Genomic DNA, 14,496 nt, shown 5'->3' with positions numbered 1-14,496 from the left:
GTCCGGCTACCCTACCGGAAACCGCGCGACACGCCCAGCCGCGCGGCGCTATGCGCCGGTCGCACGCGCGGCGGCCGGCGCACGCCCGGTGGTTGCGACGATCGCGAACGCAATCGCATTCGCGGCGGCGCTCGCGAGGATCGGCACGAGATAGCCGCCGCCCGCGTCGTAGATGAAGCCGGCGGCGGCCGGCCCGATCAGCGTGCCGAACGCGACGCTCGTGTACAGGATGCCGATGATCGCGCTCACGTTGCGCCCGCCGAAATAGTCCATCACGACGGCCGGCAGCACGGCGACCCAGCCGCCGTAGAACACGCCGAACACGAGTGCGAACGCGGCCAGCGTCGCGACGGTGCCGGCGCCCGCCCATGCGACGAGCGCGACGGCCATGCCGGCGAACATCGCGAGCAGCGATGCGCGGCGGCCGAAGCGATCGGCGAGGCCGCCGAGGAAGAAGCGGCCGGCCGTGCTGCCCACGCCGATCGCGCCGAGCAGCAGCACGGCCGTCGACGGCGCGACGCCATGATCGAGCGCGTACGGGACGAGGTGAACGAACGGGACGAACACGCCGAACGAGCAGACGAGGCAGGCCGCGTACAGGCTCGCGAACGGCCGCGACGTGACGGCTTCGCGGACCGTCGCGCCGGCATGCGCGTTCGCGCCGGTCGACGCAGCAGCGGCATCCCGACTGCCGCCGCCGGGTGCATCGCCATCCGGCAGCAAACCGCGCCTGCGCGGATCGTTCTCGATCAGCAGCGACATGCCGGCTCCCAGCACGAGCACGAGCGCGGCCAGCGTGAAGTACGCGCCGCGCCAGCCGACCTGCGCGATCAGCGCGGACGCGAGCGGCGGCATCACCAGCGTGCCGACGCCGATCCCGGCGACCGCGAGCCCCGACGCGAACCCGCGCCGGCGCACGAACCAGCGCTGCACCGCACCGACGGCCGGCACGTACGCGCAGCCGACGCCGAACCCGACACCGAGCCCGTACGCGACATAGACCTGCAGCAGCGTATGCGCCGCGCCGGCGGCCGCGAGCCCCGCGCCGGTCAGCAGCATCCCGGCGACGGCGAGGCGCCGCGAGCCGAAACGATCGGCCAGCGGCCCGCTGACGATGCCGAAGCCGAAGTACAGGAAGCCGGCGAGCGAGAACACGAGCGAGATCTGGCCGCGCGACGCGGCGAAATCCCGCTGCAACGATTCGACGAACGCACTGAACGTATACGCGCTGCCGAATCCGACGAACGTGACGGTGAACGCGGCCGCCACCACGTACCAGCCGTAGAAAAGGCGCGACGCGCCCGGGCGGTTCATGACGATGCTCCTCTCAGGTTCGACCGGCCGCCGCGCGGCAGCCGGGTTGCCCCATGGATATAGTTGAACTATGTTGACCGCATCGGCTGTCGACAGGCAGCCGCAAAACAGCGATCCGATGCATCAACGGTACTCGCGCGCACGCGCCGCCTCAAACGATATTTCGTCGACCTTTCGCTTTAGAAAAACTGAATGAATCGTTCCCGCCTGCCGCCGCTCAACGCACTGCGCGCCTTCGAAGCCGCGGCCCGCCACCTGTCGGTGAAGTCGGCGGCGGAGGAGCTGTCGGTCACGCCGGGCGCGGTGAGCCAGATGATCCGCGTGCTCGAGACGCATCTCGGCGTGCAACTGTTCGAGCGCGTGAACCGCGGCATCCTGCTGACGGCCGCCGGCCGCGACTACCTGCCGCCCGTGCGCAACGCGTTCCGGCAGATCGCCGATGCGTCGCAGCGCGTGTCGGGCGCCGCCGACAGCGGCGTGCTGACGGTGAGCGTCACACCGTTCTTCGCGTCCGCGTGGCTCGTCCCGCGCCTCGCGCAGTTCCGGCAGGCTTGCCCGGACGTCGACCTGCAGGTCGTCACGAGCCACGCGCTCGCGGATTTCGCGCGCGACGGCGTCGACGTCGCGATCCGTCACGGCCTCGGGCGTTACATCGGGCTGTGCAGCGAACGGCTGCTGACGGTGGAAATCGTCGCGCTCGCGTCGCCCGAACTCGTCGCGCGGCTCGGCATGCCGGCGACGCCAGCCGCGCTCGTCGGCTGGCCGCAGTTGCACGACGCCGAACGCAAGGGTTGGCACATCTGGTTCGGCGCGCAGCGGATCGACGATTTCGGCCCGCCGCGCGGCCCCGCGTTCGACAATTCGGGCTTGCTGCTGCAGGCGATCGTAGCCGGCCAAGGCGCCGGGCTGCTGCCGGCCGCGATGGTGCGCGGCGAGCTGGCGAGCGGCCGGCTCGTGCAGCTTGCCGATGCCGCATGGCTCGACGATTTCGCGTACTACCTCGTCTATCCGCCGCATCATGCGGAACGGCCGAAGGTTGCCGCGTTCCGCCGCTGGATTCTCGACGCCGCGCAGGCCGATGGCGCGGCGTCGATGTCCGGCGCGGCGTAGCGTCGCGCGGCGCCACGGCGCCGATCCGCTAACATGCGGCGCGGGCGATCGGCCCGACATCGCCCGACATCGATAACAACGAACCGAACGAGAGAGACCATGCGTGCCCTGCTCCGCCGCGCGACACACGTCGCGACCCTGTCCGCCGCGCTGTTCGCCGCGGGCGCCGCGTTACCCACGCCGGCGCATGCCTATCGCGCGTCGCCCGGCTACGGCAACGAAGCCGATCTCGACCGTCACGACACGTATCGCAACCGCGACGGCGAAACCGTGCATGCGCCCGCGCATTCGAAATCGGGCCGCGTGCCGGACGGCGCGAGCGCGCGCTGCCGCGACGGCACGTACAGCTTCAGCCGCCACCGGCGCGGCACGTGCTCGGGGCACGGCGGCGTCGCCGCGTGGCTGTGAGCGCGGGTCGGCCGAATGGCCTGCGCCGTGCCAGCGGCAGCCGGCGGCGAAGTACAATACGCGCTCGCACCGCCGCGCCCCGCGCGGCACGCTCCGTACCGAATCACCCGACGCCGCCACGCCCGCGCGCGCTGCGCGGCCGTCTCAACCACTTCTGACTTTCACACCGAAATGGCCCAATACGTTTTCACGATGAACCGGGTCGGCAAGATCGTGCCGCCCAAGCGCCAGATCCTGAAGGACATCTCGCTGTCGTTCTTTCCCGGCGCGAAGATCGGCGTGCTCGGCCTGAACGGCTCGGGCAAGTCGACGCTGATCCGCATCATGGCGGGCGTCGACAAGGACATCGAGGGCGAAGCCACGCCGATGCCGAACCTGAACATCGGCTACCTGCCGCAGGAACCGCAGCTCGATCCGACGAAGACCGTGCGCGAAGCCGTCGAGGAAGGCCTCGGCGACCTGTTCCAGGCCAACAAGAAGCTGGAAGAAATCTACGCGGCCTACGCCGAACCGGACGCCGACTTCGACGCGCTCGCGGCCGAGCAGGCGAAGTACGAGGCGATCCTCGCGTCGAGCGACGGCGGCAGCCCCGAGCAGCAGCTCGAAGTGGCGGCCGACGCGCTGCGCCTGCCGCCGTGGGACGCGAAGATCGAGCACCTGTCCGGCGGTGAAAAGCGCCGCGTCGCGCTGTGCAAGCTGCTGCTCGAAAAGCCCGACATGCTGCTGCTCGACGAACCGACCAACCACCTCGACGCCGAATCGGTCGACTGGCTCGAGCAGTTCCTGGTGCGCTTCCCGGGCACCGTCGTCGCGGTCACGCACGATCGCTACTTCCTCGACAACGCGGCCGAATGGATTCTCGAACTCGACCGCGGCCACGGCATTCCGTGGAAGGGCAACTACAGCAGCTGGCTCGACCAGAAGGAAGAGCGCCTGAAGCAGGAAGAAGCGTCGGAGTCGGCACGCCAGAAGGCGATCAAGAAGGAACTGGAGTGGGTGCGCCAGAACCCGAAGGGCCGTCAGGCGAAGTCGAAGGCGCGTATCGCCCGCTTCGAGGAACTGAGCAGCCAGGAATACCAGAAGCGCAACGAAACGCAGGAAATCTTCATTCCGGCCGGCGAACGCCTCGGCAATGAAGTGATCGAGTTCAAGAACGTCAGCAAGTCGTTCGGCGACCGCCTGCTGATCGACAACCTGAGCTTCAAGATTCCGGCCGGCGCGATCGTCGGCATCATCGGGCCGAACGGCGCCGGCAAGTCGACGCTGTTCAAGATGCTGACCGGCAAGGAACAGCCGGATTCGGGCGAAGTCGTGATGGGCCCGACGGTGAAGCTCGCGTACGTCGACCAGAGCCGCGACGCGCTCGACGGGTCGAAGACGGTGTTCGAGGAAATCTCGGGCGGCGCCGACGTGCTGACGGTCGGCAAGTACGAAACGCCGTCGCGTGCGTACATCGGCCGCTTCAACTTCAAGGGCGGCGACCAGCAGAAGATCGTCGGCAACCTGTCCGGCGGCGAGCGCGGCCGCCTGCATCTCGCGAAGACGCTGATCTCGGGCGGCAACGTGCTGCTGCTGGACGAACCGTCGAACGACCTCGACGTCGAAACGCTGCGCGCGCTGGAAGACGCGCTGCTCGAATTCGCGGGTTCGGTGATGGTGATCTCGCACGATCGCTGGTTCCTCGACCGGATCGCGACGCACATCCTCGCGTTCGAAGGCGATTCGCAGGTCACGTTCTTCGACGGCAACTACCAGGAGTACGAAGCCGACAAGCGTGCGCGCCTCGGCGAGGAGGCCGCGAAGCCGAAGCGTCTGCGCTACAAGCCGATCAGCCGCTGAGCGGCGCAGCCCAGGCAACCGGCGCCGCGCTCGCGCGGGGCCGACGCCGAAGCGGGCCGCATCCGGCACGGCACAACGAAGAAGCGGGCTCATGGCCCGCTTTCTTTATCCGCCCGGCGCTCGCCCCGCCGCTTACGCGAGCGCGCCCAGTTCGCGCAGCCGCGCCTCGGTCGCCGCCGCGCTCGTGTGATGAATGCCATGCCAGCCGAGCGCCGTCGCGGCCGCCGCGTTGTGCGCGTTGTCGTCGATGAACACGAGCTCGTGCGGCGCGATGCCGGGCAGGTGCGGCTCGATCCGTGCCTGCATCTCGCGGTAGATCGCCGGATCGGGTTTCACGAGCTTCACGCGCCCCGACACGACGATGTCCTTGAACCGGCGCAGCACCGGGAAGTTGTCCCAGGCATACGGAAACGTCTGCGCGGACCAGTTGGTCAGCCCGAACAGCGGCATCCGCTGCGCGTCCAGCCGGTCGACGAGCGCCGCACCCTCCTCCAGCACGCCGCCGATCATCTCGTGCCAGCGCGCGTAGAACGCGCGGATCAGCGCCTCGTGCTCCGGAAACTTCGCGACGAGTTCGGCCGTGCCTTCCTCGATCGTCTGCCCGCCGTCCTGGCGGACCACCCAGTCCATCGCACACACGTGCGTGAGGAACCAGCGGCGCTCGGCATCGTCGGGAATCAGCTCACGGTAAAGGTACTCGGGGCTCCAGTCGATCAGCACGCCGCCGAAATCGAACACCACTGCCTTGATCGTCATGCGAACTCCGTGGCGAGCACGTCCGCGAGCGGCCGCGGCGTCACCGCGTTGCCGGACAGCGAATTGTTGTTCCAGATGAAGTGGTGGTGCGCGACGATCTGCGCCGCCGACAGATGGGCGCGCTCGTTCGTCGTGTGCAGGTCGGACACGACGGTCGTCCGGTAGCCGAGCAGCGCGGCACGGCGCGCGGCGGAATCGACGCAGAACTCGGTCGCATAGCCGCAGATCAGCACCGAACGGATGCCGTGGCGATCGAGCTGCGCCGCGAGCGGCGTGTCGTGAAACGCATCGCTTGCCTGCTTGCGCACGCGCCAGTCGGCTCGACCGACGACCAGCCCCGCATGCAGTTCCCAGCCCGGCGTGCCGGGCACGATGTCGTCGTCCGCGTCGCCGTCGTGCTGCACGAAGCACACCGGCGCGTTCGCCGCGCGCGCCGCCGCCGTCAACCGGTTGATGCCCGACACCACGTCGTCGAGCCGGTACGCGGGCCGCGCCCGCTCCACCAGCCCGCGCTGCATGTCGATTACGATCACCGCGGTGTCCGCCATTGCCTTCCCTCGCTGTTATCGTCCGGCCGTCGCTCGATCGTTGCCGAATCGCGATCCGGCCGTTGCCGCACGTTGCGTCAGATCGGCTGCGTGCGCGCGTCGAGCCACGCCTTCGCGTCGCCGCTCAGGTGCCGGCCGACGCGCTCGCGCACCGTCGCGTGATACGTGTTCAGCCACGCGCGCTCTTCGTCGTGCAGCATCTCGATCAGCACGCAGCGCGTGTCGATCGGGCACAGTGTCAGCGTCTCGAACGCGAGGAAATCGCCGAATTCCGTCTGCCCGGCCGCCCGGTTCACGACCAGGTTCTCGATCCGGATGCCCCACTGGCCCGGACGGTACACGCCCGGCTCGATCGACGTGATCATCCCCTCTTCCATCGCCGTGTACGGCTCGGCGGGCGCGTAGTGCGAGATGACCTGCGGGCCCTCGTGCACGTTCAGGAAGTAACCGACGCCATGCCCGGTGCCGTGACCGTAGTCGAGGCCGGCCGCCCACATCGGCGCGCGCGCGATCGCGTCGAGCATCGGCGAGCGGATGCCGCGCGGGAAGCGGGCGCGCGACAGCGCCATCATCGACTTCAGCACGATCGTGAAATCGCGCCGCTGCAGGTCGCTGACGGTACCGACCGGCACGACGCGCGTGATGTCGGTCGTGCCCGTCACGTACTGGCCGCCCGAATCGATCAGCAGCAGGCCGTCGCCGGCGATCGTCGCGTGCGACTCGCGCGTCGCGTGGTAGTGCGGCATCGCGCCGTTCGCGTTGAAGCCGGCGATCGTCGCGAAGCTCGCCGATACATAGCCGGGGCGGCGGGCGCGCGCGGCCGTGAGCTTCTCCTCGATCGTCAGCTCGGTGATCGTCTCGCGATTGACGGCCTGTTCGAACCACGCGAAGAATTCGGCAAGCGCGGCGCCGTCGTGCTCCATCGTCACGCGTACGTGCTCGATCTCGGCGGACGTCTTGCGCGACTTCGCGAACGTCGACGGATTCACGGCCTCGACGAGCTTCACACCGGCCGGCACGGCCTGGAGCGTGCCGAACGTCACGCGGCGCGGATCGATCAGCAGCGTCGCGCCGTCGGGCAGCGCCGCGAGCGCCGTGCGCGCGGCGTCGTAGGCGCGGACGTCGACGCCATCCTGCGCGAGCGACGCGGCCAGCGCCGGCGACACCTTGCCGTCGGCGACGAACAGCGTCGCGCGATCGGCGCCGATCATTGCGTGCGCAACGAACACCGGATTGAAGTTGACGTCGGCGCCGCGCAGGTTGAACAGCCACGCGAGATCGTCGAGCGTCGACACGAAGTGCCATTGCGCGCCCTGCGCGTGCATCGCGCGGCGCACTTCGGCGAGCTTGCTCGCGCGCGTCGTGTCCGCCTGCGGCGCCACGTGCTCGAAAACCGCATCGCCGGGCAGCCCGGGCCGCTCCGGCCAGATCGCGTCGAGCAGGTCGACGTCGGTACGCAGCGCGATGCCGCGCGCGCTCAGCGCGGCCGTCAGCGCGCGCGCGGCCGCGACGCCGAGCACGGCGCCGTCGACGCCGACCGTCGCGCCCGCCGCCACGTTCTGCGCGAGCCAGTCGACGTGCGGCGCGCTCTGCTGCCCGCCCGTCATCTTCATCAGCTGCACGCCGGTGCCCGCCAGCTCGACGTCGGCCTGCACCCAGTAGCGGCTGTCGACCCACAACCCCGCGAAATCCGCGGTCACGACCAGCGTGCCGACCGAACCCGTGAAGCCGGACAGCCAGCGGCGCGCCTGCCAGCGTTCGGGCAGGTATTCGGACAGATGGGGATCGGCGGACGGCACGAGATAGGCGGCCAGATTCTCGCGGGCCATGGCGTCGCGCAGCAGCGCGAGGCGGGCCGGCACCGGCGAGACTTCGGGAAGACGGGCATTCATGATTTCACCTGAGAGCATTCAGCGACGGGCCGACAACGCGACCGTCACGGCTACGGCGACGAACGCGACGCCGGTGCAGACCGGCCATTCAAGCGTCTCGCCATCGTAAAACAGTCCCGAGAGATTGCCGACCATGCGGGCGGCGGCCGCGCCCACGATGCCGACGAGCACCGCGATCCACCACGCCGGCCGGCCCGTGCGCCGCATCGGGTGCAGCCAGCGGCCGAACAGCCCGACGGCCGCTCCCAGGACAAGGATTCCAAACCAGTTCATTCGACGCCTTCTATAAATTCAGATTCGTCCCATAGGCGTGAACGTTGCCAGCGGCTAGCATCGATTCATTCATCGAACCCGAGACCAACCGGGCGCCGCGAACGTTCGAGTGTAGGGGCCGACTCGACGTTATGGCAAGCGCGCGCCTGCTGCCGTATTGAAGAAATTCTCATGCGAATCGCTCTGATCGATCCCGAGTCGCGCCATGCCGCACTCCTGAACCGCCTGCTCTTCGCGGGCGGTCACGTGTGTCACGCATTTGCGTCCAGCGCCGCATTCTTCGCGTGGCTCGCCGCCGACAACACCTGCGACATGCTGGTCACGGGGCACTGGGCCGGCGACCAGCCGGCGCAGGAAGTCATTCCGCGCGCGCAAGCGGTCCTGCCCGGGTTGCCGGCCATCGCCGTGATGCCGTCGGCGCGAGAGAGCGAAATCGTCTCGTGCCTGCACGCGGGCGCCGACGATTGTCTCGTGCGCCCCGTGAGCGGGCCCGAGCTGCTCGCGCGCGTCAACGCGCTGATCCGGCGCGCCGGCGTACGCCGCGCACCCGCCCGCTCGCGCGAAATGTATGGCGAATACGCATTCGACGCCACGCATTGCCTCGTGCGTTTCGACGACGCAATCGTTTCACTGACGCCGAAGGAGTTCCGCTTCGCGCAGTTATTGCTCACGAACGTATCGCGGCCCGTGTCGCGCGCCCATATCCTCGAAACGGTGTGGGGGCGCCGCCGCGACATGAAGTCGCGCACGCTCGACACGCACGCGTCCCGGCTACGCAGCAAATTGCAACTGCTTCCGGAGCGCGGCTACCGGCTGTTGCCGCTCTACGGCTTCGGCTATCAGCTCGACCGCGTGCCGATCGAACCCCCAAATTCGCGGCCCCGCCACGCCGATGGCCGGTACGCAGCGAGTGAGGAAATCACCGAAACGCTATAATATGGGGCTAAACGATAGCCCTCGATATGCAACTCCTCACGATCGGAATCAACCACCACACTGCGCCTGTCGCCCTGCGCGAACGCGTGGCGTTTCCGCTCGAGCAGATCAAGCCGGCTCTCGCCACGTTCAAGAACGTGTTTCTCGGCCCGCAGGCGCCCAATACGCCCGAAGCGGCGATCCTCTCCACCTGCAACCGCACCGAACTGTATTGCGCGACCGACGATCGCGCGGCCCGCGAAGGCGCGGTCCGCTGGCTGTCGGAGTATCACCGGATCCCGGTCGACGAGCTGGCACCGCACGTCTATGCGCTGCCGCAGTCGGAAGCGGTCCGGCACGCGTTCCGCGTCGCGTCCGGCCTCGACTCGATGGTGCTGGGCGAAACCCAGATTCTGGGCCAGATGAAGGACGCCGTTCGCACCGCGACGGAGGCCGGCGCGCTCGGCACCTATCTGAACCAGCTGTTCCAGCGCACGTTCGCGGTGGCCAAGGAAGTGCGCGGCACGACCGAAATCGGCACGCAGTCGGTGTCGATGGCCGCGGCCGCGGTTCGCCTCGCGCAACGGATCTTCGAAAAGGTGTCGGATCAGCGCGTGCTGTTCATCGGCGCCGGCGAGATGATCGAGCTGTGCGCGACGCACTTCGCCGCGCAGGGCCCGCGCGAACTCGTCGTCGCGAACCGCACGGCCGAACGCGGCCAGCGGCTCGCCGAACGCTTCAACGGCCGCGCGATGCCGCTGGCGGATCTGCCTACCCGCATGCACGAATTCGACATCATCGTGTCGTGCACCGCATCGACGCTGCCGATCATCGGCCTCGGCGCGGTCGAGCGCGCGGTGAAGGCGCGCCGCCACCGGCCGATCTTCATGGTCGACCTCGCGGTGCCGCGCGACATCGAGCCCGAAGTCGGCAAGCTGAAGGACGTGTTCCTCTACACCGTCGACGATCTCGGCGCGATCGTGCGCGAAGGCAACGCGTCGCGCCAGGCCGCGGTCGCTCAAGCCGAGGCGATCATCGAGACGCGCGTGCAGAATTTCATGCAATGGCTCGACACGCGCAGCGTCGTGCCGGTGATCCGTCACATGCATACGCAGGCCGACGCGCTGCGCCGGGCCGAAGTCGAGAAGGCACAGAAGCTGCTCGCGCGCGGGGACGATCCGGCCGCCGTGCTCGAAGCGCTGTCGCAGGCGCTGACCAACAAGCTGATCCACGGCCCGACGAGCGCGCTCAACCGCGTCAACGGCGCCGATCGCGATTCGCTGATCGACCTGATGCGCGGCTTCTACCAGCACGCGCCGCGCTCGAACGACCAGTCCGGCCACTAGCGCCGCCCGGTCGCCCTGCCGCCGCCGGCCGTTGTCCCGCCGCCGGCCTATCCTTTCCGAAGACCCCTTGCCCGGGAGCGCCGCTCCACACCATGAAGACGAGCATGCAACGCAAGCTCGACCAGCTTTCCACCCGGCTGGCCGAACTCAACGACCTGCTGAGCCGCGAGAACGTCACGGCGGACCTCGACCAGTACCGCAAGCTGACGCGCGAACATGCGGAACTCGGCCCGGTCGTCGAGCAATACGCGTTATGGCGCCAGTCGCGCAGCGACGAGACGGCCGCGCAGGAACTGCTCGCCGATCCGTCGATGCGCGATTTCGCGGAAGACGAAATCCGCAGCGCGCGCGAGGGCATGGCGCGCCTCGAGACCGAGCTGCAGAAGATGCTGCTGCCGAAGGATCCGAACGACGACCGCAACATCTTCCTCGAAATCCGCGCGGGCACGGGCGGCGACGAATCGGCGCTGTTCGCGGGCGACCTGCTGCGCATGTACCTGCGCTTCGCGGAGCGCCAGCGCTGGCAGGTCGAGATGATGTCGGAAAGCCCGTCGGATCTCGGCGGCTACAAGGAAGTGATCGTACGCATTGCCGGCCAGGGCGCGTATTCGCGCCTGAAGTTCGAATCGGGCGGCCATCGCGTGCAGCGCGTGCCGGCCACCGAGACGCAGGGGCGCATCCATACGTCCGCGTGCACGGTCGCCGTGATGCCGGAAGCCGACGAGATCGGCGAGGTCGAGATCAATCCGGCCGACCTGCGCATCGACACGTTCCGCGCGTCCGGCGCGGGCGGCCAGCACATCAACAAGACCGATTCGGCGGTGCGCGTCACGCACATCCCGACCGGGATCGTCGTCGAGTGCCAGGACGACCGCTCGCAGCACAAGAACAAGGATCGCGCGCTGAAGGTGCTCGCCGCGCGCATCAAGGACAAGCAGTATCACGAGCAGCACGCGAAGGAAGCCGCGACGCGCAAGAGCCTGATCGGCTCCGGCGACCGCTCGGAGCGAATCCGCACGTACAACTTCCCGCAGGGCCGGATGACCGACCACCGGATCAACCTGACGCTGTACCGGCTCGAGGCGATCATGGACGGCGATCTCGACGAACTGATCGGCGCGCTCGTCACCGAGCATCAGGCCGAGCTGCTCGCGTCGCTCGGCGACGCCGACTGAGGCCGCGATGTCCGACGCCACCGCCGACGCCCTGCTGCGCGCCTCGCCGCTCGACCCGGTCGATGCACGCGTGCTGCTCGCGCACGCCCTCGGCTGGACCCGCACGCAACTGATCACGCGCGGCGACGCGCCGCTCGACGCGGCCGCGGTCGAACGCTACCGCGCGCTCGAAGCGCGCCGCGTCGCCGGCGAGCCCGTCGCGCAACTGGTCGGGATGCGCGAGTTCTTCGGCCGCCCGTTCGACGTGACGCCCGACGTGCTGATCCCGCGCCCCGAGACCGAGCTGCTCGTCGAAGCGGCGCTCGATGCGATCGACGGGCTGCCGCATGCGGCCGTGCTCGATCTCGGTACCGGCAGCGGCGCGATCGCCGTGTCGATCGCGGCCGAGCGCCCCGACGCGCGCGTGTGGGCGCTCGACCGTTCGCCGGCCGCGCTCGCGGTCGCGCAACGCAACGCCGACAAGCTGCTCGACGCGCACCGCCCCGGCGGCCCGCTGCGCTGGCTGCAGAGCGACTGGTACGCGGCGCTCGATCCGGCGCTCGCGTTCGATACGATCGTCAGCAACCCGCCGTACATCGCGCAGCACGATCCGCACCTCGCGCAGGGCGACCTGCGTTTCGAGCCGCGCGGCGCGCTCACCGACGATGCCGACGGCCTCAGCGCGATCCGCACGATCGTCGCGGGCGCCGGCGCCTGTCTGAAACCGGGCGGCACGCTGTGGATCGAGCACGGCTACGACCAGGCCGAAGCCGTCCGCGCGATCCTGGCGTCGCACGGCTTCGTCGCGGTGGAATCGCGCGCCGATCTCGCCGCCATCGAACGCACGACCGGCGGCCGCCGGCCGGGCTGATGGCCGGCCCGCCCGGTTGAAATCCGCTATCATTTCGATCTAACGCCCCGCAAACGCAAGGTCAGTCATGGACACCCAACAACGTATCAAGCAAATCGTCGACGAAAACCAGGTCGTGCTCTTCATGAAGGGCAACGCGCAATTCCCGATGTGCGGCTTCTCGGGCCGCGCCGTGCAGGTGCTGAAGGCCTGCGGCGTCGACCAGTTCAAGACGGTCAACGTGCTCGAGGACGACGAAATCCGCCAGGGCATCAAGACGTTCTCGAACTGGCCGACCATCCCGCAGCTCTACGTGAAGGGCGAATTCATCGGCGGCTCGGACATCATGATGGAGATGTACCAGTCGGGCGAACTGCAGCAACTGTTCGCCGCCGCCTGACGCGCGGCACCCGCCCCCTTTTCGATGGCATCTCCCAGCGCGCCGCCACGCCGGCTGATCGTCGCGATCACCGGCGCCACCGGCGCGATCTACGGTGTGCGGCTGCTCGACCTGCTGCGCGCCGCCGGCGGCGTCGAAACGCACCTGCTGATTTCGAACGCCGGCTGGCTCAACATCCAGCATGAACTGAAGCTGCCGAAGGCCGACGTCGAAGGCCGCGCGGACGTCGTGCATTCGGTGCGCGACGTCGGCGCGACGATCGCGTCGGGCTCGTTCGCGACCGACGGCATGGTGATCGCGCCCTGTTCGATGAAGACGCTCGCGAGCGTCGCGCACGGGCTGTCCGACAACCTGATCACGCGCGCGGCCGACGTCACGCTGAAGGAGCGCCGCCGTCTCGTGCTGATGGTGCGCGAAACGCCGTTCAATCTCGCCCATCTGCGCAACATGACCGCCGTCACCGAAATGGGCGGCATCGTGTTTCCCCCGCTGCCCGCGTTCTACGCGATGCCGAAGACGATCGAGGAACTCGTCGACCAGACCGTCACGCGTGTCCTCGACCTGTTCGCGCTCAGCGCTCCGCAAACGACGCCGTGGGCCGGTATCCGGCACGCGCAGTAAGTTACACCTCTTCAGCGCGCATTTCCGCCGATCTGCACCGCAACGCCTTCTATTTCACGCGATCCGATGCGAACCGGCGCCCGAAAGCCGGACCTCTACGAAATTATCAACGCTCAGGCGTCAATCAAATTCAGGAACACCAATTTATCAATGCACGGTACGCGCCTATAGTCAGCGGCAAACCCTTTTGCAGGTCACCATCATGAACCGCTTGCCTTCGCTGTACCTGTCTCACGGCGCCCCGACGCTGCCGATCGACCCGACGCTGCCGTCCGGCGCGTTCACGCACCTCGGCGCCGAATTGCCGCGCCCGCGTGCGGTGCTGATGCTGTCCGCGCACTGGGGCACGCAACGGCCGGTCGCGAGCGTCGCCGCGCATCCCGACACGATTCACGACTTCTACGGGTTCCCGCAGGCGCTGTACGACATCCGCTATCCGGCGCCGGGCGCCCCCGACGTCGCCGAGCGCGCGGCCGCCCTGCTGAACGCGGCCGGCATCGCGACCGCGACGACCGAGCACGGCCTCGATCACGGCGCGTGGGTGCCGATGCTGTTGATGTTTCCGGAAGCCGACGTGCCGGTCGCGCAGTTGTCGATCCAGCCGCGCGCGAACGCCGCGCATCACTTCGCGCTCGGCCGCGCGCTGAGGCCGCTGCGCGACGAAGGCGTGATGGTGATCGGCTCGGGCCAGATCACGCACAACCTGCGCGCCGCCGACTTCGGCGCGGCGCCCGAGGACGCGGACCCGCGCGTCGCGGAATTCACCGACTGGTTCGAGGCGAAACTCGCGTCGCGCGACGTCGACGCGCTGCTCGACTACCGCCGGCAGGCACCGCACGCGGCGCTGATGCATCCGACCGACGAGCACCTGCTGCCGGTCTTCACGGCACTCGGTGCGGCGGACGACGACTACCGGCTCGGCATCCAGTCGCTCGGCACCTACCAGCGCGTGCTCGCGATGACGAACTACGTGTTCGCGAACGCCGGCGCCTGAACCTGGACGGCGGCGCGACCGCCGGCCAGCAAAAAGCCCGTCCGAGCATCGCTCGGACGGGCTTTTTTCACTGTAT

General features: G+C 68.7%; 15 protein-coding genes. 10 read left to right on the top strand and 5 right to left on the bottom strand.

Features of this window, described 5'->3' with window-relative positions; all coding sequences use genetic code 11:
- Positions 1 to 48: 48 nt before the first annotated feature.
- Entirely contained in the window at positions 49 to 1,314 is a 1,266-nt protein-coding gene (locus tag WS64_RS00905) for an MFS transporter (protein ID WP_060965520.1), read from the bottom strand.
- A gap of 192 nt (positions 1,315 to 1,506) precedes the next feature.
- Here WS64_RS00905 and gcvA point away from each other — a divergent pair, with 192 nt between their 5' ends.
- The 3 genes from gcvA to ettA all read left to right on the top strand — a co-directional run bounded on the left by gcvA (position 1,507) and on the right by ettA (position 4,671).
- A complete protein-coding gene (gcvA, locus tag WS64_RS00900; protein WP_060965519.1) occupies positions 1,507 to 2,424 on the top strand; it encodes a transcriptional regulator GcvA in 918 nt (305 codons plus the stop codon).
- 99 nt (positions 2,425 to 2,523) lie between these two features.
- Positions 2,524 to 2,832 (top strand): DUF3761 domain-containing protein, encoded by a 309-nt coding sequence (locus tag WS64_RS00895; protein ID WP_060965518.1) that lies wholly within the window; start codon positions 2,524 to 2,526, stop codon positions 2,830 to 2,832.
- Positions 2,833 to 3,003: 171 nt separating this feature from the next.
- Positions 3,004 to 4,671 (top strand): energy-dependent translational throttle protein EttA, encoded by a 1,668-nt coding sequence (gene ettA, locus WS64_RS00890; RefSeq protein WP_006494122.1) that lies wholly within the window; start codon positions 3,004 to 3,006, stop codon positions 4,669 to 4,671.
- 132 nt (positions 4,672 to 4,803) lie between these two features.
- On the opposite strand, the gene WS64_RS00885 is transcribed toward ettA, so the two are convergent.
- The 4 genes from WS64_RS00885 to WS64_RS00870 all read right to left on the bottom strand — a co-directional run bounded on the left by WS64_RS00885 (position 4,804) and on the right by WS64_RS00870 (position 8,140).
- Positions 4,804 to 5,427 (bottom strand): HAD family hydrolase, encoded by a 624-nt coding sequence (locus WS64_RS00885; protein ID WP_059577077.1) that lies wholly within the window; start codon positions 5,425 to 5,427, stop codon positions 4,804 to 4,806.
- Positions 5,424 to 5,975 carry a cysteine hydrolase family protein gene (locus tag WS64_RS00880; RefSeq protein ID WP_060965517.1) on the bottom strand — a complete coding sequence of 184 codons (552 nt, stop codon included), beginning with the start codon at positions 5,973 to 5,975 and terminating at the stop codon, positions 5,424 to 5,426. Before WS64_RS00880 ends, WS64_RS00885 begins: the two co-directional genes overlap by 4 nt.
- A 77-nt stretch (positions 5,976 to 6,052) precedes the next feature.
- Entirely contained in the window at positions 6,053 to 7,867 is a 1,815-nt protein-coding gene (locus tag WS64_RS00875) for an aminopeptidase P family protein (protein ID WP_060965516.1), read from the bottom strand.
- A gap of 18 nt (positions 7,868 to 7,885) precedes the next feature.
- Positions 7,886 to 8,140, bottom strand: a complete 255-nt coding sequence (locus WS64_RS00870; protein WP_059640126.1) for a DUF1129 domain-containing protein — start codon at positions 8,138 to 8,140, stop codon at positions 7,886 to 7,888.
- 171 nt (positions 8,141 to 8,311) lie between these two features.
- Here WS64_RS00870 and WS64_RS00865 point away from each other — a divergent pair, with 171 nt between their 5' ends.
- The 7 genes from WS64_RS00865 (at position 8,312) to WS64_RS00835 (ending at position 14,420) form a co-directional block, all read left to right on the top strand.
- The gene (locus WS64_RS00865) at positions 8,312 to 9,076 is read left to right on the top strand and encodes a response regulator transcription factor (RefSeq protein ID WP_060965515.1); all 765 of its coding nucleotides are present in this window, start codon (positions 8,312 to 8,314) and stop codon (positions 9,074 to 9,076) included.
- Between the two features lie 26 nt (positions 9,077 to 9,102).
- Positions 9,103 to 10,401: a glutamyl-tRNA reductase gene (gene hemA, locus WS64_RS00860; RefSeq protein ID WP_059577092.1), complete on the top strand. Its 1,299-nt coding sequence runs from the start codon at positions 9,103 to 9,105 to the stop codon at positions 10,399 to 10,401.
- Positions 10,402 to 10,493: 92 nt separating this feature from the next.
- Complete coding sequence (gene prfA, locus WS64_RS00855) at positions 10,494 to 11,576, top strand: peptide chain release factor 1 (RefSeq protein WP_059577095.1); 1,083 nt, start codon at positions 10,494 to 10,496, stop codon at positions 11,574 to 11,576.
- Between the two features lie 7 nt (positions 11,577 to 11,583).
- Complete coding sequence (gene prmC, locus WS64_RS00850; protein ID WP_060965514.1) at positions 11,584 to 12,426, top strand: peptide chain release factor N(5)-glutamine methyltransferase; 843 nt, start codon at positions 11,584 to 11,586, stop codon at positions 12,424 to 12,426.
- 67 nt (positions 12,427 to 12,493) lie between these two features.
- The gene (gene grxD, locus WS64_RS00845) at positions 12,494 to 12,805 is read left to right on the top strand and encodes a Grx4 family monothiol glutaredoxin (RefSeq protein ID WP_060965513.1); all 312 of its coding nucleotides are present in this window, start codon (positions 12,494 to 12,496) and stop codon (positions 12,803 to 12,805) included.
- A 24-nt stretch (positions 12,806 to 12,829) separates the two neighbouring features.
- Positions 12,830 to 13,426: a UbiX family flavin prenyltransferase gene (locus WS64_RS00840; RefSeq protein WP_060315412.1), complete on the top strand. Its 597-nt coding sequence runs from the start codon at positions 12,830 to 12,832 to the stop codon at positions 13,424 to 13,426.
- Between the two features lie 202 nt (positions 13,427 to 13,628).
- Entirely contained in the window at positions 13,629 to 14,420 is a 792-nt protein-coding gene (locus tag WS64_RS00835; RefSeq protein WP_060315415.1) for a DODA-type extradiol aromatic ring-opening family dioxygenase, read from the top strand.
- Positions 14,421 to 14,496: the final 76 nt, after the last annotated feature.

It is taken from the genome of Burkholderia anthina (assembly GCF_001547525.1).
Lineage (GTDB): Bacteria > Pseudomonadota > Gammaproteobacteria > Burkholderiales > Burkholderiaceae > Burkholderia > Burkholderia semiarida.
This window is presented reverse-complemented; position numbering and strand designations above follow the sequence as displayed.